Origin of the sequence: Sphingobacterium sp. SGG-5, assembly GCF_011043525.1 — a bacterium.
Classification (GTDB): domain Bacteria; phylum Bacteroidota; class Bacteroidia; order Sphingobacteriales; family Sphingobacteriaceae; genus Sphingobacterium.
Genome location: NZ_JAAKGO010000001.1, coordinates 542,781 through 561,565, shown reverse-complemented (window position 1 = coordinate 561,565; position 18,785 = coordinate 542,781). Strand labels below are relative to the sequence as shown.

Annotated in this window: 16 protein-coding genes; 9 read left to right on the top strand and 7 right to left on the bottom strand. The window is 44.3% G+C overall.

What is annotated here, in order from left to right:
- The first annotated feature begins 134 nt into the window (after nucleotides 1-134).
- The 5 genes from G5B30_RS02320 (at nucleotide 135) to G5B30_RS02300 (ending at nucleotide 6,795) form a co-directional block, all read left to right on the top strand.
- Complete coding sequence (locus G5B30_RS02320; protein ID WP_165318339.1) at nucleotides 135-2,726, top strand: TonB-dependent receptor; 2,592 nt, start codon at nucleotides 135-137, stop codon at nucleotides 2,724-2,726.
- Between the two features lie 46 nt (nucleotides 2,727-2,772).
- A complete protein-coding gene (locus G5B30_RS02315; RefSeq protein ID WP_165318338.1) occupies nucleotides 2,773-4,215 on the top strand; it encodes a phytoene desaturase family protein in 1,443 nt (480 codons plus the stop codon).
- Between the two features lie 57 nt (nucleotides 4,216-4,272).
- Entirely contained in the window at nucleotides 4,273-5,526 is a 1,254-nt protein-coding gene (locus G5B30_RS02310; protein ID WP_165318337.1) for a YeiH family protein, read from the top strand.
- Between the two features lie 83 nt (nucleotides 5,527-5,609).
- Nucleotides 5,610-6,158, top strand: coding sequence for an RNA polymerase sigma factor (locus G5B30_RS02305; protein WP_165318336.1), 549 nt, complete (start codon nucleotides 5,610-5,612; stop codon nucleotides 6,156-6,158).
- Complete coding sequence (locus G5B30_RS02300; RefSeq protein ID WP_165318335.1) at nucleotides 6,148-6,795, top strand: hypothetical protein; 648 nt, start codon at nucleotides 6,148-6,150, stop codon at nucleotides 6,793-6,795. Before G5B30_RS02305 ends, G5B30_RS02300 begins: the two co-directional genes overlap by 11 nt.
- A 9-nt stretch (nucleotides 6,796-6,804) precedes the next feature.
- Here G5B30_RS02300 and G5B30_RS02295 read toward each other — a convergent pair whose 3' ends face one another.
- Nucleotides 6,805-7,374, bottom strand: coding sequence for a nitroreductase (locus tag G5B30_RS02295; RefSeq protein WP_165318334.1), 570 nt, complete (start codon nucleotides 7,372-7,374; stop codon nucleotides 6,805-6,807).
- A 40-nt stretch (nucleotides 7,375-7,414) separates the two neighbouring features.
- Entirely contained in the window at nucleotides 7,415-8,680 is a 1,266-nt protein-coding gene (gene pepT, locus G5B30_RS02290; protein WP_165318333.1) for a peptidase T, read from the bottom strand.
- Nucleotides 8,681-8,791: 111 nt separating this feature from the next.
- Here pepT and G5B30_RS02285 point away from each other — a divergent pair, with 111 nt between their 5' ends.
- The gene (locus G5B30_RS02285) at nucleotides 8,792-11,455 is read left to right on the top strand and encodes a M14 metallopeptidase family protein (RefSeq protein ID WP_165318332.1); all 2,664 of its coding nucleotides are present in this window, start codon (nucleotides 8,792-8,794) and stop codon (nucleotides 11,453-11,455) included.
- Between the two features lie 18 nt (nucleotides 11,456-11,473).
- Here the strand turns inward: G5B30_RS02285 and G5B30_RS02280 are convergent, their stop codons facing one another.
- From G5B30_RS02280 to G5B30_RS02260, 5 genes are all read right to left on the bottom strand, one after another.
- Nucleotides 11,474-12,247, bottom strand: coding sequence for a DUF4197 domain-containing protein (locus G5B30_RS02280; RefSeq protein WP_165318331.1), 774 nt, complete (start codon nucleotides 12,245-12,247; stop codon nucleotides 11,474-11,476).
- A gap of 52 nt (nucleotides 12,248-12,299) precedes the next feature.
- A complete protein-coding gene (locus G5B30_RS02275) occupies nucleotides 12,300-13,133 on the bottom strand; it encodes an endonuclease/exonuclease/phosphatase family protein (RefSeq protein ID WP_165318330.1) in 834 nt (277 codons plus the stop codon).
- 1 nt (nucleotide 13,134) lies between these two features.
- Nucleotides 13,135-13,899, bottom strand: a complete 765-nt coding sequence (locus tag G5B30_RS02270) for a glycerophosphodiester phosphodiesterase (protein WP_165318329.1) — start codon at nucleotides 13,897-13,899, stop codon at nucleotides 13,135-13,137.
- A gap of 13 nt (nucleotides 13,900-13,912) precedes the next feature.
- Nucleotides 13,913-14,743 (bottom strand): phosphodiester glycosidase family protein, encoded by an 831-nt coding sequence (locus G5B30_RS02265; RefSeq protein ID WP_165318328.1) that lies wholly within the window; start codon nucleotides 14,741-14,743, stop codon nucleotides 13,913-13,915.
- Between the two features lie 95 nt (nucleotides 14,744-14,838).
- Nucleotides 14,839-15,999 (bottom strand): class I SAM-dependent RNA methyltransferase, encoded by a 1,161-nt coding sequence (locus G5B30_RS02260; RefSeq protein WP_165318327.1) that lies wholly within the window; start codon nucleotides 15,997-15,999, stop codon nucleotides 14,839-14,841.
- 69 nt (nucleotides 16,000-16,068) lie between these two features.
- On the opposite strand from G5B30_RS02260, the gene G5B30_RS02255 reads away from it, so the two are divergent.
- The 3 genes from G5B30_RS02255 (at nucleotide 16,069) to G5B30_RS02245 (ending at nucleotide 18,463) form a co-directional block, all read left to right on the top strand.
- A complete protein-coding gene (locus tag G5B30_RS02255) occupies nucleotides 16,069-16,446 on the top strand; it encodes a DUF3127 domain-containing protein (RefSeq protein WP_165318326.1) in 378 nt (125 codons plus the stop codon).
- A 121-nt stretch (nucleotides 16,447-16,567) separates the two neighbouring features.
- Nucleotides 16,568-17,347: a hypothetical protein gene (locus G5B30_RS02250; protein WP_165318325.1), complete on the top strand. Its 780-nt coding sequence runs from the start codon at nucleotides 16,568-16,570 to the stop codon at nucleotides 17,345-17,347.
- Between the two features lie 12 nt (nucleotides 17,348-17,359).
- Nucleotides 17,360-18,463: a toxic anion resistance protein gene (locus G5B30_RS02245; RefSeq protein WP_165318324.1), complete on the top strand. Its 1,104-nt coding sequence runs from the start codon at nucleotides 17,360-17,362 to the stop codon at nucleotides 18,461-18,463.
- The last annotated feature ends 322 nt before the right edge of the window (nucleotides 18,464-18,785 follow it).

Here is an 18,785-nt window from a genome sequence, read left to right as displayed (position 1 = left end):
GTGTATATAAATTTATTTCTCTTAACACATGAATAAAGAAGGGAAGCTAGGCCTCCCCTCTTGTCCAATAATGAAAACAAGTATTCAATTGGCGTTGGCACTTGTAAGTATTCACCATTAAACATGATAAAAATATGAAAATTGACGGATTTTTCCGAATCTCCTTTGTCCTTTTTGCCTTAATTTCTGTATACTCCTCTTCTCAGGGTCAAATTGAGACAAAGCCCATCATCAATGCATCGCTAACAGGAACAGTTATTGATGCTATAACAAAAGAACCGATTTCTGGCGTAACAGTACGATTAGATGCCGTGACTCATCAGGTTAAAACAGACCGTGACGGCAAATTTCAATTTGTAACCGGACAGAAACTCCCTTTCACTGTCATTGTTTCTTATGTAGGATACGTCACTCAAAAGATCGTTGTGGAGAGCTCGCCGACCGTCATAGCGTTGACATCAAGCCTAAATGCTTTGGAACAAGTCTTAGTGACCTCCCGTAGAAGAACCGAACAGATTCAGGATATTCCTATTCCGGTTTCTATTGTACGTGCCAGTACGATAGAAGATGCAGGGGCATTTAATGTCGCGAGAGTCAAGGAAGTGATCCCCTCGGTACAACTTTATTCTTCCAATCCCCGTAATACAACTTTAAATATCAGAGGGTTAGGCTCTACTTATGGTCTTACAAATGATGGTATAGATCCAGGGGTAGGCTTTTATTTGGATGGTGTGTATTTAGCACGTCCTGCGGCGACGACGTTAGATTTTATCGATATCGAACAAATTGAAGTATTGCGGGGTCCTCAAGGTACGTTGTTTGGCAAGAACACGACATCGGGTGCATTTAATATCACCTCACGTCTACCCGAATTTAGACCGGGGGCAAACTTTGAATTGAGTTATGGTAACTACGGTTATATACAGGCTAAAGCTTCTTTAACAGGTCCTTTGGTCAAAGATAAACTGGCGGCGCGGTTTTCCTTTTCGGGGACACAGCGTGACGGAACCTTGTATAACGTCTATTCGGATCGTAAAATCAACGATATCAATAACCTCGGTGTGCGAGGTCAATTATTATTCACACCCACAGAAAATCTGAAAATCTCCTTAGCAGGAGATGTAACCGCACAGCGTCCCGATGGTTATGGCTGGGCAGTAGCTGGAGTCGTGCAGACGCAGCGATCCGATTATCGCCAATTCAATAAGATTATTGAGGACCTTGGTTACGAGATTCCTTATAAAAGTGCCTTTGAACGGAAGGTAGACTTAGATACCCGCTCTAAAGCAGATAATGAATTGGGAGGAGCCTCTATAAATATAGATTATAAAGTAGGCAATGGTACATTGACTTCTACGTCTGCCTGGAGATATTGGAATTGGGTGCCGCTCAATGACAGAGATTATTTAGGGGTACCGGCATATACCACGTCGGCCGGTAATTCGGCACATGATCAATGGTCACAAGAGTTTCGTTATTCGGGAGAGATTAGCGATAAGGTCAGTGGCGTGGTAGGTGTATTTGGTTTATGGCAAGATCTGAAGACGGATCCTGTACATACAGAGGAAGCTGGAGATGCTTTATGGCGCTTTCAGCAGAACAATGCTGCTGCCACACAATGGGCGCCGGGCTTGATTGACAAGGTTGGCATTCGCACAAAGTATGGTATCAAGAGCACAAGTTTGGCCGTTTTTTCACAGATCGACTGGGCGATTACTTCCAAATTGCATGTGTTGCCTGGATTACGGTATAATTATGATAAAAAAGTAGCCGATTACGACAGGAAAAAATACATCGATAATAATATCGCCTACACTCCGGATCAGCTTGCCGCTGTAAATAGTATTTATTCAGATCAACAGTTTGATGTGAATGCGGATGCGGGAAATTTATCTGGTCAATTATCCCTACAATATAAGTTTACGCCGGATTACAATGTGTATGCTACTTACTCGAAGAGTTACAAACCAATTGGTATCAATGTGGGAGGATTACCCGTTATAGATGGTAAGGTGGCTACAGATTTGGCTGAGGTCAGACCGGAGGCTGTAAATCACGTAGAATTTGGAGCAAAGACTAACCCAAGCCGCAACTCATTTTTAAACCTGACGGTGTTCCAGACGAATATCAAGGATTTCCAGACTCAGGTACAAACACCAGACCCGGGTGTAAACAGAGGATATCTGGCGAACGCGGAAAAAGTGCGTGTGCAAGGCGTCGAATTGGATGGAAGTCTTAAACCATGGAGTTTCCTTCGATTGAATGGCGCGCTGGCTTATACCGATGGTAAATATGTGTCATTTACCAATGCGCCTGTTCCTTTGGAGGAAGTAGCTGGGGCAGAGGCTTTTAAAGATATTTCGGGAGGTGAACTTCCGGGTATCTCGAAATGGTCTTGGTCGCTTGTTACAGAATTGACAGCAAAAGGTGATTTACTAAGTCTTCAGGGTAATTATTTCTTAGGAGCTGATCTGTATTACCGTTCCAAGTTTTCGTCTAGTCCATCACCTTCGCAGTATCTGAATATTGATGCATATACCTTGTTGAATGCCCGTGTTGGATTTCGGGCGACTAATGGACTATCGGTTATTGTCTGGAGCAGAAACCTGACGGATAAGGATTACTACGAACAATTACTTGCAGCACCGGGTAATTTTGGACAATATGCAGGGGTTATCGGAGACCCGTTAACTTACGGGGTGACATTAAGGTACAATTTGAGGTAGTATTAGGGGTGAATTTAATGACATAAGCTTATATTCGTACAAGCTTATGTCATTAAAAATTTCATACGACGCCATTATAATCGGTTCCGGTCCGAACGGACTGGCTGCGGGGATCACGCTGCAGCAGAGAGGCCTTTCCACGCTGATCATCGAAGGTGCAGATACTATCGGCGGCGGCATGCGGACGAAGGAACTGACTTTGCCAGACTTTAAACACGACGTCTGTTCGGCTATACACCCTATGGCTGTGGCATCGCCGTTTATGCGTTCGCTGCCGCTTCAGGAGTATGGGTTAGAATTTGTTCAGGCTCCTTACGCAGCAGCACACCCGCTGGATAGCGGCGATGTTGCGCTTTTGACACATAGCCTGGCAGAGACGGCTGATGGATTAGGTATAGACGGTGATTTTTATAAAAAACTAATACAGCCGGTAGTTAACCATTGGGAGAGTTTAGCTCAAGATATTATGGGGCCATTACATTTTCCAAAAAGGCCGTTACAATTGGCGGATTTTGGTCTGGATGCACTACGGCCCGCTAGTTGGCTGGCCCGCTCTTTCAAAACCGAAAAGGGTAAGGCGCTTTGGGCAGGTATGGTGGCGCATGGTATACAACCGCTATCCAATTGGGCTACGTCGGCTATCGGGATGGTACTGATGGCTGTGGGCAACAAATATGGTTGGCCTATTCCGATAGGAGGCTCACAGTCGATTGGGGAAGCACTGGTAAACTATTACAAAGATTTGGGTGGAGAGGTGCAAACCGGTTTGTGGGTAAAAAATGTTGCTGATTTGCCCAACTATAAGACAATGATCTTGGACTTAACACCCAGGCAGATCTTACAACTGGACGGGCTTGACCTTACCGAATCGTATAGACGCGAATTGCAGAAGTATAGGCAGGGGATGGGCGTTTTCAAGATTGACTGGGCCCTGTCCGAACCGGTTCCCTTTAAGGATCCACGGTGCGGGCAAGCGGCTACAGTACATATCGGCAATACGTATGAAGATATTGCCCGAGCTGAAAGAGAAACACATCGAGGTGAGTTGATTGACAAACCTTTTGTGTTATTTGCACAACAAAGTGTGTTCGACTCAGGCAGAGCACCTGCAGGGAAACATACGAGCTGGGCATACTGTCATGTGCCCAATGGGTCTACTGCCGATCGTACAGAAGCCATTGAGAATCAGATTGAGCGTTTTGCTCCCGGCTTTAAGGATATTATTCTCGAAAGACATACCATCAACGCACAACAAATGGAGGTGTATAACCCCAATTATGTGGGCGGAGATATTAACGGAGGTATTATGGATATCGGACAACTGTTTACCCGACCTACACGATCGCTGACACCGTATCGTACTGCAAACAAAAAAGTATATATCTGCTCTTCTTCCACTCCGCCGGGTGGAGGGGTTCACGGGATGTGCGGTTATCACGCTGCGAGAACCGTGTTAGCGGATTGGTTTCATCAGGAGATCGAATTATGAGAAAAGTTAGAATTTCTATAACTTTACTATACTTTTAATTTAAATCAACTTAGCCATATGTCATCCAAAAAAATTGACTTATCCGAAGATTGGGTAGTCGTCATTTTAGGTCTTGGGCTTATATTTTTAGCCCTATCAGGAATTATTATACCAAAACCAACATTCAGCTGGGAAAATGTGGGGCAGCTGAATACAAAGGTGTTTGCCATAGAAAACCTGCGAGCTATCGCTTTACAGTTTATTACGGTATACGGTGTCGCTATTTTGGGTGCAATTTTGCTCAAGAAGAACTTAAAATCATTATTGATTGTTTTTCCGGTCGTATTTTTCCTCACCCTATTCGCGTTGATTGCCGCAGGAAATTCTCTTGTTAAGGAATATAACCTGGAAGCCGTCATTTTCAGTTTAGGAATAGGGCTCTTTATCAGCAACTGCTTTAAACTGCCCCAATGGTTCAGAGATACGCTGAGTACCGAACTATATGTTAAAATAGGTTTGGTCTTGTTGGGTACAAGCATCATCTTTCGGTCGATTCTAACAGCTGGATCATTGGGACTTATTCAAGCGTTGATTGTGGTTATTTCGGTCTGGTATTTTGCCTTTTGGATATGTAAGAAACTGAAGATCGATAAAGAAATGTCCCTGATGCTGTCGAGTGCGGTGTCCATCTGTGGTGTTTCTGCTGCCATCGCTACTTCAGGGGCTATTGAGGGGGATAGTAAAAAGCTATCCTATGTGGTCTCCTTAGTGTTAATCACGGCGGTGCCGATGATGATCTTTATGCCTTACATCGCCAATATGTTAGGTTTGTCACAGGAAGTTACCGGTGCCTGGTTGGGTGGGTCCATCGATACCACAGGGGCAGTCGTTGCTTCTGGCTCCCTTGTGGGAGATGCTGCATTGGAAATCAGTACCATTGTCAAGTTCTCCCAGAATGTTATGCTAGGAATAGCAGCCTTTTTTATTAGTATCTATTGGACGTATACAAAATCTGCAGACGATAAAATAAAAGAGCAAAAGCCGACATTAGGCATTATCTGGGATCGGTTTCCAAAATTCGTTATCGGTTTCGTCTTTGCCTCTTTGTTGTTTTCTTTTGTGATTTCTCCAGAGACCGTTGATGTTGTAAAAGGGAGTCTGAAAAGTTTGCAAGGACTTTGGTTTGCCTTAGCATTTACCTCCATAGGGCTCGAAACCAATTTTAAGGACTTATTCAGCCACAATAACAAAAAACCGCTGTATGCATTTCTGATTGCGCAGTCATTTAATATTATTGTGACCTTGATTGTAGCGATGATACTATTTGGCTAACAACAGAAACAAAGAAGAAAAACTCCGGAAACTGTATGGAAATTGCTACCTTTCATCATCTTATTGTTGAAGGTTAATTGTACATGAACGAAAAGGAGCTATTGTCGTATTATAAGCGCACAGGTGATCTGGAAACCTTGGGCGAGCTATATGCTCCTTATATGTCGTTACTATATGGTGTATGCTTAAAGTACCTGCGGGATCCCGAGCGAAGTCAGGACGCGGTCATGCAGATCTTTGAGGAATTGATTGCCAAGTTGCGGAGCCATGAAGTAGCCAACCTAAAGAGTTGGCTTTATGTTTATGCCCGGAACTATTGTTTGATGCAGCTCCGCAAGGATAAGCGCTCCAGCTTCGTTGATATCGAAGAGAACCTGTATGAAAGTGAACAGCAATTGCGTCAGGATGAGGACGACAAATGGGACGAACGGGATTTTAAAAAACTGGAAGACTGTATGCAAGGGTTGAATGCGGAGCAAGAGCGATGCGTACGATTGTTTTATCTGGAGCAGCTATGTTATAAAGATATTGCCGACACAACGGGATATGCGCTCAACAAAGTGAAGAGTGCTATTCAAAACGGTAAACGCAATCTGAAAATATGTATGGAGAATAAGCAAAATGGAAAATAATTATCAATTGTCACGTATTCACAACTATGTCAATGGTTTGATGAGCAAGGAGGATATGTATACCTTGGAAAGGGAGGCATTGGATGATCCTTTTTTGCAGGATGCTATTGACGGATATGCATTACAGCAGGGGGTAGATGCTGGGCGCCTTAGCCTGCTCCAAAAGCGCTTGGCCGCCCGTATTAATAGCCAAGCCTCAGCGAAAAACAAGCGCTTCTACAGCTGGCAACGCTTAGCTATAGGAATGGCAGCTGCGGTCATGTTTGTAACGGTATGTACCTTATTGCTGATTCGGTATTTGCCCCAGCAGACGGCGGGTTTAACAGAAGTTGAAATTATGCAGGATCATGTATATGCTGTAACATTAACGCCTGACGAGAGCTACAACGGCAAACCTGTAGGCGGATGGCAACAATTGGAAGCATATCTTTCCGAAAATTACGCGGGAGAGCAGGATTTAAGGGTAGCTGCTGTCGTGTTGGCAATTGATAAGACCGGAAAAGTCGTCGATATAGTCATAAAAGATAAAGATTTGGCCGATACGGACGAATTGTTGAAACTCTTGGAGAATGGACCTAAATGGAATGGTAGCGCAGCGTCATTCCATTTAGATATCCATCGTTTATCTATTCAATAGGTGATTTTTCTATTCTTCCCAGCGGATTTTATCTTCAAGGGGCGAACGGGCAGGTGTACGTGGTTCACTGTTATGGTGCCCAAGATAGAAAAGACCGATACACTTCTGGCTGTCTTCTAATTTCAGGAAGTCACCTAAATGCTGAATAAGTCCCGGTGTAGACCAGTAACCTCCTATTCCTAACGAGTGTGCGGCCAACCAGAGGTTTTCGACTGCACAAGAGGTTGCTGCCAATTCTTCCCATTCGGGGACATCGCCAGTATAATTAACCACGATAGCGATGGCCACATTCGACATCGTAGCTTTTTTAGCCATATTTTGCTCCGCCATTTCACTGTATTTCTCCGCAGGTGTACTGTTTTTATAGATGCGGGCGAGTTCCGACCCCAATCTTTCCAGACCGCCTTTTCGAAAGATCACAAATCGCCAAGGTTGTGTACGCTTATGTGTAGGCGCAGCATTGGCGGCTTCTAAAATGGTTTGTATATCCTCCTTGGATACCTCTTCTTGGGTGAAGCTGTTTTGCATAACAGCACGTCGACCCTGGATAGCTTTTAATACTTCGTTTGATTTATGCATAGTTTTTTAGTTTCGCTTTAGTCTGTGATCTTCAGTTATTTCACGCCCGCTCTTCCCAGATACAGGCAATATGTAATATAGTCTCCACGGCCCTTTCCATATCCTGTCGGCTTACCCATTCCATCTTTCCATGAAAAGCATGACCTCCCGCAAAGACATTTGGACAGGGCAATCCCATGAAGGATAATCTGGAGCCATCTGTTCCCCCGCGTATACTTCTTCGTTCGGACGTCAGTCCTGTGCGTTCGATAGCTTCCAAACCGACCGACATCACCTCGGGGTATTGGTCGAGCACTTCTTTCATATTACGGTATTGTTCGTGGATATCCAAGACGTATGTACACCCCGGAAAATCCCCGATTGTCCTTTTGATGATCTGCTCCAGTTCATTGGCATAGCGGGCCAGGTTTTTGGTGTCATGATCCCGGATGATAAATTCGAGGATCGCCTGCTCTACCCCTCCCGATAGGTGAGTGGGATGTATAAAGCCTTCTTTACCGGATGTGCTCTCGGGCGACAGCCTATCTTTAGGTAAAGAATCGATAATCTTTGCAGCAATTTTTAGGGCATTTTGCATCTTATTTTTTGCAAATCCCGGATGGACGGAGACACCAAGAATGGTTACCTTAGCACCGTCCGCAGAGAAAGTCTCATCTTCTATGGTACCGGCTTTTTCACCGTCTATGGTATATCCGAAATCCGCACCTAACTTTTGCAGATCGACGTAGTCTACACCCCGCCCGATCTCTTCATCGGGAGTGAAAAGAATTTTGATGGTACCGTGCTTGATCTGTGGATGGCTTGTCCATATCCGGGCAGCTTCCATGATTGCCGCTACGCCGGCTTTATCGTCCGCCCCTAAAAGAGTTGTTCCCGAAGCGGTGATGATATCATGTCCAAGCTGATTGGCCAAATCGGGATGTTCCGCATATCGGATCACCACTGCTGGGTCGTCGGGTAATACAATATCCTGACCTTGATAATTCGTATGCACAATCGGCTTGACAGCTGTTCCCGAACAATCGGGAGACGTGTCGACATGTGAACAAAAACAGATCACTGGCACTTGTTTAGTCGTATTGGAAGGTATCGTCGCATAGACATACCCATGCTCATCCAAATGTACGTCTTTTATCCCCATCGCTAAAAGCTCTTCCACAAGCAGTTTGCTGAGGTTCTTTTGTTTGGCCGTCGATGGGAAGGTCGTGGAGTAGGGATCGGACTGCGTGTCGATCTGCACATAGCGCATGAAATGTGCGGCCACTTGGTAATCTGTAATTGTAGGGATGATTTCTGGAGTATGCATGCTATTCGCTCAAAGCTACAAAAGTATAAAGATAAAATGGATAACGGCGTGTCATTTTTTGTATATTGCGCGGCATAATTATGAACTAAATACCGATAAATAATAATACCGATGAGATACTCTTTATGTTTAGCGTGGATGCTCCTTTACTTTATTGGAGGAAGTACAAAAGCGCAGACGACGATTCCCAGTCCTAAGCTTCATTTCGGATTTCATATAGGCGATGATTACCATCTTACCAATTATACGCAGACCGAAGCGTACTTTCAACAGCTTGCTGATCTATCGGATCGGGTTCTACTTCAAAACTTGGGTCAGACCGAAGAAGGGCGAAATCAGTATATGCTCGTGGTCAGTTCGCCACAAAACCTAAAAAATGTACAGCGGTATCAAACTATTTCCAAAGACCTGGCATTGGCAAAAATGTCCGATTCATTGGCAAGGCAATTTGCAAAGGAGGGTAAAGCCGTCGTATGGATCGATGGGGGCTTACATGCTACAGAAACGGTGGCCACCCATCAGCTGATCGAGACGCTATACCAGATGGTCAGCCGGAAAGACGACGAGGTCACAAAAATATTGGATAACGTGATTATCCTTTTTGTTCATGCAAACCCCGACGGGCATGAGCTGGTCGGCAATTGGTATATGCGGGAGAAAGAACCGAGTCGGAGAAAAATGGAAAAGTTACCTGTCTTGTACCAGAAATATGTAGGCCACGATAATAACCGTGACTTTTTCATGTTCAATATGGCCGAATCGCGTAATATGGCGAAGCCTTTGTTCGTAGATTGGATCCCGCAGATCGTCTATAATCATCATCAAAGTGCGCCAGCAGGAACAGTTGTGGTTGGTCCACCCTATCGGGATCCCTTTAATTACGTATATGATCCCATTCTTGTGACCAGCTTGGATGCCATAGGCGCGGCGATGCACACCCGTTTGAATGTGGAAGATAAACCCGGTTATGGGCAGCGTGGCGCTTCCCAATTTTCCACGTGGTGGAATGGTGGCCTCCGCACTTCGGTTTATTTTCACAACATGATCGGTATCCTGACCGAAATTATTGGTGGACCTAACCCGAGCAGTACACCCTTGATATACAACCGGATATTGCCTAATGGTGATTCGCCTAATCCAATACATCCGCAGACCTGGAATTTTAAGAAATCGATCGATTATTCGGTATCCCTCAATATGGCTGTACTGCATTACGCGGCTAATAATAAGGAAGATCTGCTTTACAACATCTATAAAATGGGACGAAATTCTATCAAGCGAGGAATGGAACCGTCTCTGTCCATCAACCCGAGTCAGATTCAGTATTTAAAAGAGGTTTCTAACCTGAATACCACTAAAAAAGTGCCCGTCAAATGGTTTGATGTGCTGAAAGAAGACAAAAGCCGCCGAGATCCCGTGGCCTATGTTATCCCTTCGGATCAGCCGGATTTCGGTACGGCTATTAAATTTATCAACAGATTGATTTTGGCGGGTATACAGGTCGAGCGAACAGATAAGCCCTTTGGGCTGAAAGGAGAAAATTATCCCGCGGGAAGTTATGTCGTACGTTTGGCCCAAGCTTTCCGTCCTCATATATTGGATATGTTTGAGCCGCAGAACCATCCGGATGATTTTGAATATCAAGGTGGACCTCCTATCCCGCCGTATGATGCAGCTGGGTGGACATTGGCGTATACTATGGGTGTCAAATTCGACAGGATCCAAACGCCTGTTGCGGAAAATATGTTTGTCCGTCTGGAAAGAGGGAAGCTTATTCCATTTGATTCAAAATATGCTGTTGAAGGCAAGTATTTGAAGTTGAGTACGGCCGCTAACGACAATTTTAAACTCCTGAATAATGTGCTCCGGTCGAAAGGTACGGCGTACACCGATACGAACGGTGATTTTTATATTGAAAACAATGCGGTCAACCAAAGTCTGCTGAAAGAGTTGCATACGACGGTCGCTTATAGCGTCGAGCCTGTGACTCGTTTACCTCAAGATACCACACCTGCACGCCCGCTTCGTATCGCACTTTGGGATACGTATGGAGGTTCCATGAAGTCGGGGTGGATGCGCTGGCTCTTGGAAGATTTCGACTATGACTTTGACGTGATCTATAATCCGGATATCGACCGGGGAGCATTGCGGGATAAATACGATGTTATCATCTTTCCAGGAGGAGGGATAACATCAACGTTAAAGAAGAGATCAGCGGACGGTCAAGGTAGCCCTACTATCCCTGAGAAATACCGAGACAGAGTAGGGCGCTTTTCTTCCGATTATTCCTTGCCGGCAATCCGACAGTTCGTAGATGACGGTGGTAAACTTATCCTCATAGGCAGCAGCAGTTATTTGGCCAAGCATTTGGGTATTCCTCAGGAAAATGCGCTGACGAAGGTAGTCGACGGCAAGCGTCTTGCGTTGTCTAAGCAGGAATTTTATATTCCGGGTAGTGTGATGACAGTAAGCGTGTCAACGGATGATAAGGCAACAAGCGGTCTGGAGGATAGGGTCGACGTATATTTTGGCAATAGCCCTGTTTTTACCTGGGGTAAGGGGGCTGCGAAATATAACCTGAAGGCACTGCTCTTTTTTGACAGCCCTGACGCGTTGAAAAGCGGCTGGGCGCTAGGGCAGCAGCATTTAGCGAATACCGTAGCAGCCTATCGCGCAGATTTAGGAAAGGGAAAAGTTTTTGTATTTGGACCCGAAGTCACTTTCCGCGCTCAAACACACAGCACATTTAAGTTGATTTTCAATCAACTGTATTGATAGAAATGATGTGGTGGACTATTTTTGCTGGTCCACCCATCCGAAAACTTTATCTAAGATACCCGAACTGCGGGCGTTTCCGATGTTTTGTCTGATCTTAAGTTCTTCCTGAGCTACTTTTACAAACAGTCCGTCGATTGCTTTCTGTGTGACATAAGCATTCAGGTCTGTCTGTATTTTCTGGTTGGACAGCGGCAGATTGTTGTAAGCTGTTGTCAGCTGTGTCCAATACGTCGAGACATTATTCTTTCCTAATGCAGACTCCACGATCGGATTAAATTTAGCGGTTAGCGTGGCTGAAGTCGTTCTTTTAAAGAAGGACGTTGCTGCATCTTGCTGGCTTCCCAATAAAATGTTAAATGCGTCAGTAACCGTCATCTGGGATAAAGCGTTGACAAAGACAGGTGCTGCTTCCTTTACAGCCGATTCTGCAGCTTTATTGAGGCTGGTGATGAAATTATCAACCAACGAACCCATACCGATCGAACGGAGTGTTTTCTCGACCTGTTGGGCTTCTTGTGGCATAAGTATCTTGACCACGGCATCGCCTAAAAAACCGTTTTGTGCAGATAAAGTGTTAATACTGTTGTTAAGTCCTTTGCTCAGTGCTTGTTTAATGCCGGTGGCAGCTTCAGTTTGCGTAATCGTGCCCGAACTTCCAGTTGTTTTGGTTCCGGTCGAGGTGCCGCGGGTTGTTTGTGGCATATTTGTAGCAACTTGACTCAGGGTGTCACAGCTTATGAAAAAAGGTGCCATGAAGGTGGCGATGGCAAGGAGGTATAACGTTCTCATCGTCGTTTTAAAGTTTCTTTTGGCGCAAAAATACGTTAAAAAGCTTAAAGTATTACCATTGGATTACGCTCATTACGGGAAAATGATCCGACGGATATTTACCACGATACGTGTCGGTAAGGATGCCGTACTTTTTGACCGTAAAAGCCGAACTCACGAAAATGTAGTCAATACGTTGTTGCGGTCTGATACTCCGGCCCCATCCGTTAAACGTAGAATTTGGTTCGTAGACAAGGGGTGCCAGTGTATACGTGTCTTTGACTATCCCGCTGTTGGCCAAGGAAAGATAGGCTTGGCTTTTTTCGTCAGCATTGAAATCCCCCGTAAGGATAATCGGTAAGCCTGCTGCAAGTGTGTGCGCTTTGGATAAAAGCAGTTTTGCACTTTCTTCTCGGGCAATCTTCCCTTTATGATCAAAATGTGTGTTCATGAAGATAAAGGAGCGTCCGTTTTTACGATCTTTGAATACACCCCAGGTACAGATTCGTGGAAGTGCCGCATCCCATCCCTTATTGGGCGTTTCGGTATTTTTATCCGATAGCCAGAATGTACCCGCCCGCAGAAGTTCAAACCGGGACGGGTTATAAAATATAGCGGAGTGTTCTCCTCTCTTTTTGCCATCATCTCTGCCCACCCCGATATGTTTATAATGAGGAAGCAAAGCATGCATATCTTCCATTTGACTATCAAAAGCCTCTTGTATACCAAAAATATCAAATTCATGGAACTTGATGACTTGGCACAGCGCATATTTACGGTCGTCCCACATATTTCCCGTATCGCTTTTTGTTTGCAGTCGGATATTGTAGGTCGCCACATGTAAGTCTTGCGCGTGTACAAGGAATGTGAGGGCACTCAGAAAAATGACCAACGTAAGATTTTTCATGTTATTTTTTTAAGATTTGCTTGAGCAGTTCAGGTTGGTCTGTCGTGATGTAATCCACACCCTGCTGTATAAAGTATTGCATATCTTCTTCCGTGTTGACAGTCCAAACGTTTGTCTTTATACCCAATTTCTTGGCTTGCTCTACATATTGTGTGTTTTTTTTCAATACCCCTGCGTTATAATCCAGACCATAGATGCGGTCTTGTTTTAGCTGCTCAGGCGTTTTATCTCCATTGAGATATTGTATTTTTACCTTTGCGTCCAGCTCACGTAATTTTAAACAGGCAGGATAACTAAAAGCGATGAAGACAATTTCTTTCTCTGCCTTCAGTTTTTTTACCAGCTTATAGCACATTTCTGTAGCTTCCAATGTACGGTCGACCCCGAGCTTATTCGATTTTATTTCAAAAATGAGCCTCGTGTTTTTTTGCTTAAGGCCCTCCCGAAGATAAGCTTCCGCAGTTGGAATTTTTTCACCATTGGGATGTGTTTTTGTCAACAGCTCTTCATAAGTGGCTGTCGCGATGTCAATACCGTAAAAATCCTGGTCGTGGCAAACCACAAGGGTATTATCCTTAGTGAGGTGGACATCAAATTCGCTTCCCCATACACCCTGTTCGATAGCCTTCTGTAAGGAGGCGATAGAGTTTTGAGGAGCTTGTGTGTTTTTCCATGCGCCGCGGTGCGCAATAATTTTCGGTGCCTGGGCGCAAGCTCCCAATGTGGCACACATAAGGATCATTGTTGTTATGGAATATAGCTTCATCTGTTTATGATTTTTAATCTTTGATATAGATAATATTGGCCACCGGTCTTTCTCCCTGATGATCGAAAGTCTTGTTGTCCGAAGGATAATTTACAATACCATCGTCAGGTTGGCCTTTTATGTATAAAGTCGTGCTACCGCCTCCGTCGAGATTCATCGCTTTATCACAATCGTACCATGCCAAAAGTTGGCTAAGCTCATGTAAACTCAATCCGTGCGATTTCTTATTGCGTCCATCTACTGTCAACAAGATAAGAGTATGGTCTTTCAAAGCGATTGCTGTACGTGGATGCTTGTTACGGTTAAATTTGTCGTTCTTGATATTTATCCGAAGGCCATCATCCAGTAACAACGGGCCTGAAAGCAATACATTGTCTAATGCGGTCTCCCGGAGACTATCTTTCGTCTGCGGAATGATTTGAATAGTTCGCTTATCAAATGCCAAATAGGCGTTAGCTCGAGGATGCTTGTTACTGCTGACATTGACAACAGTGCCGTTGATTTTAATGAAATCATGCGCACCGCCGATCTTTGTATTAAAAAAACCGCCATTGGAGGCGACGATAGCATTCTTTTCCTGTGCAAAAGATGAGCTAAGTTTTGTGCCTATGGACAGTCCGGCCAACCGTAGGTTTTTGAGGTGTCGCCTGAGGTCTATTTCAATAAGATTAATCTCCTGTTCTCCCCCGAAAAGATGTTGAAAATGGGTCTGTTTCCAGACAATTCCCTTTTTGACGTGCTGCTCCTGCCATACCTGCTTGCAGAAAGTTATGGAATCGACATGCTGCGCCTTTACGGAGAAAGCAATGAACAGGCTAAATAAAGAAAGAAAAAGACTTTTCAAGATTGGATGTTTGATTGTCCAACCGAAGTTAACGAAGAAATATTAAAAAAAATGCCGTTGTTTGTAAAAACCTTTATACAGAAATAAATTATGCTTTAATCTCTGGAGCCCTCGTACAGCTCATACTGCAATAACCGACAGTCAAGCTTTCCATTGAAAAATTCAAAACGTCGGGAAGCTTTGAGTCCTATTTTTTTTGCCAGTTCCGGATTACCTGTGAATACATATCCACGGTAACCCTTGCAGGACTTTTTCATAAAATCACCGATCCGGCTGTAGGTAAGTTCCAGTTTTGTGTGTACCCCTAATCGTTCTCCGTATTCTGGATTGAACATAATGACACCGGCTTCCTCCGGTATGGTCGTTTCGGCAAAGTCACACACTTCAAACTGAATAAGGTGTTCCACACCGGCGGTACGGGCATTCGCTTGGGCAATGGCGATCGCTTCGGGGGCGATATCTGAGGCGATGATAACGGGCAGGTTGTTCTTTTGCGTGATTTCCTTGAGTCGCCGCCGTTCCTCGAAAAACACTTCCTCATCGTATCCGATAAAGTGCATGAAAGAATAATTCATTCGTTGCAACCCCGGCATCCTGTGTTGTGCCATTAACGCTGCTTCGATGGCTAGTGTTCCCGACCCACACATCGGATTCACAAAAGGTTCTTTACTGTTCCATTTTGTGGCCAGTAGTGTGGATGTGGCCAAGGCCTCCAACATCGGGGCTTTCCCCGGGTGTTTCCTATAACCATGCTTCGCTAAAGTCTCACCCGTAGTATCCAGAAAAATCTCCGCCCGCTCATCAATCCAGTGTAGGTGTATGACCGCTTTGGAGAGGTCTGGTCCAGAGTCCGGGCGTACACCTTTTTTATCTTTAATCCGATCTACGATGGCATCTTTTACTTTGACATTCGCAAAAAGGGGTGTTGTTATGGTCTCATTGTGAACATTGGACGTTACCGAAAAGTAGCCATCAAAAGGGATAACCTCTTCCCAAGGGATTTGGATTAGCGCTTGGTACAGCTGCGTCGCATCTTTTGCCGGAAAGGAAGCGATTTCATATAAAACCTGGCTGGCCACACGCAGGTTTAAATTCAACCGAATACAGTCATTTATCGAAGTTAAGACCTCGACACCCGTGTTGAAAACACGTTTAGGCTCGAAGCCCAGTGCCCGGATTTCTTGGTCAAGATACGGTGACAATCTTCTGTTGCACGTCACGATGGTTTTACGGGGGGTGTTGAAAACTTCCTTCATATTTCTACAAAGTTAGGTAATCTAAAACGCAAAAAATGTGTATTTTTATCCTTTAATAAAATTTTGACTATGGAAATTAGAGGAAAAGTACATGAGATAGGTGCGGTCCAACAAGTTACCGATACTTTTAAAAAAAGAGACTTAATCGTTGCATATGCCGAGAATCCCCAGTTTGTGGAGTACATCCGCTTTGAAGCAACCCAGGATAGAGTGAATATTTTTGACAACCTAACTATAGGTGAAGATATTGAAGTTTCGTTCAACCTTCGTGGACGTCCCTGGACGAACAAAGAAGGAGTGACGACATACTTTAACTCCCTTGTTGCATGGCGGGTGACAAAATTGGCCAATACGGCGGCGGCAGCCCCTGCTCCGGGTTATGCCGATATGCCTGCGCCTGTAGATATCACCTCATCAGGTGCAGATGACGACGATCTGCCGTTTTAAGTTTTAGTATCCATCTGAAGGAAGAGGGTATCTCTGAATTTGTCTTTCGGCAAACATGGAGATACCCTCTTCTCATGAAAGTTTTGTCCTACACTTCCACAAAAAATAGCTAAATTGCACCATGGGTTGGGCAACAAAAAAAAGCAGGCGCTGGGAGCTAAGCAAATTGGGATGGACTTTCGCTTCCATTCTGCTTTTTATCCCTCATATTCACCCTTTTGTCATGATGTCTCAGGCGACCAAGAGTAAGGTCAGGGCCTGGTATGCGCTGGCGTGGGTGCTGTTATTGGGTGAAATCGGATTGATGTATGCCTTCTACATTTTTTGGGGAGCCTTATCCCAAGGTATGTTGTTGACCATAGGTGGATTTCTGACCTCTTATATTGTGGGAAATGGATTGCTGTTGCGGCAGGCCAAGTCCTATCTACAACGGCTGGAATTGGCCGAGGTGCGCCCGCTGACCTGGATAGACAGCGTCGGGAAACAACGTCAGCTGGAGTTAGCACAGCGAGCCATGGAAACACCCCAGACCTTCATCTCGAAATTGCTGTATTATAAAAAGGAAATCAATAATAAAAGTATACAGAACCATGTCGATAGTATTGTACGGCTGTTTCAACTGTTGGAAAAGAAAGATACACAGGAGGCAGAACGTTTTTTAGTCCGGCATGGCACAGTGGTGAATATCTTGCGGGAGTATGATGCGCTGGAGAATACACGACTGCACAATACCGTGACGATGGAATCCAGAAAGAAATTGGAAGGAGTGATCGCCCAGGCTGCGTCGGCTATCGAAATGGACGTGACGAATTTGATAAAATCCCGGTTATTGGATGTATCGGCAGAGTCGGAGGTGTATATCCAAACCCTTAAGAATAGAAACCTATTAAAAGACGAATAAAAAACGATATTTATGGCAACAATAGATTTGACGACATACGATGACGGAAATCAGGACAAAGGCAAGGATATTCAGGTAAATTTCTCCGAGGAAGATAAAGCCCTTATCCAACAGTATAAGGATAAGATCAACCTGACCTCGACGGCTGACATTATTCAGTATGGTGTGGCCAGTCAAACCAAGGTCAGCAACTTTTCGAACGAAATTTTAAAACAGGTGCGCACAAAAGATATGGGCGGTGCGGAAGACGTGCTGCTAAATCTGCGTGGTGACCTCAAGTCGTTTGATGAAAATTTGAATAAAAAGCCTCTTATCCCGTTCTTTGATTCGCTAAAAAAGAAAATTCGGCGCATGCGTACGGAATATGCGTCGGTTGAGAAGAATATCCATCAGATCGAACTAAAGCTTGAGGGTCATTATAAGAACCTGATGAAAGACGTTAATATCTTTGACAAGCTTTTTGTGGAAAATCAAAACTATTTCAAAGAGCTTTCGCTGCATATTGCTGCCGGTGAGGAAAAACTGCAGGAGGTGCACAACACGGTGCTGCCGCAGTTGAAGCAGGAAGCGGAAGAAACTGGTGATCAGCACAAAATACAAGCGTATAAGGATATGGAGCAGCATGTGGTGCGTTTTGAGCGTAAAATACATGATCTGAAATTGACCCGTATGGTCGTTCTGCAGACGGCGCCACAGATACGCATGATCCAAAGCAATAGCAGCTCGCTGATGGAAAAGATTCAATCCAGTATCGTGAACACCTTACCACTTTGGAAAAATCAGATGGTTTTAACCTTGGGCATCGCACATTCCCAACGGGCCTTGGAAGCCCAAAAGGCAGTGACGGATGCGACTAATGAGTTGCTGCGTAAGAATTCCGAGATGCTGAAGGAGTCGACCATTAATGTGGCCCGCGAAACAGAACGCGGGATTGTGGATATAGAAACTATCAAGAAAGCCAATGCGGATATCATCCATACCATAGAGCAGGTGTTACAAATCCAACGCGATGGTCGTGAAAAACGTAAAGTGGTGGAACAGGAGTTGTTGCAAACCGAACAAGAGCTCAAACAAAACCTTTTAAAATCTTCCGATGATACGAAGTTGATCAAATAATTGCGTTTCTTCTGTTTTTATTCTCTCTTCCCCTGTTGAGGGCTTTACTTCGTGTTAAATGTTTCAAAAACCTATGAAGTAACTTTCAGAAATTAAAAATAAAATATGCATTTTTGTTGATATTTTGATAATAGCATAAAAACTGAGGTTTAAATAAGAGGTTAATAAAATGGTAAAAGCCCTCCGGGCGGAGGACTTTTACGCTAACCAATTATAAACCTATGTTATTTGAGGAGTAACATACACTTTTGTTTGAGATATTTTATGTTTTCGTCATGTTTTATCTCTTTTGTTGATACAAATTTATGTTATTCATCAAAAA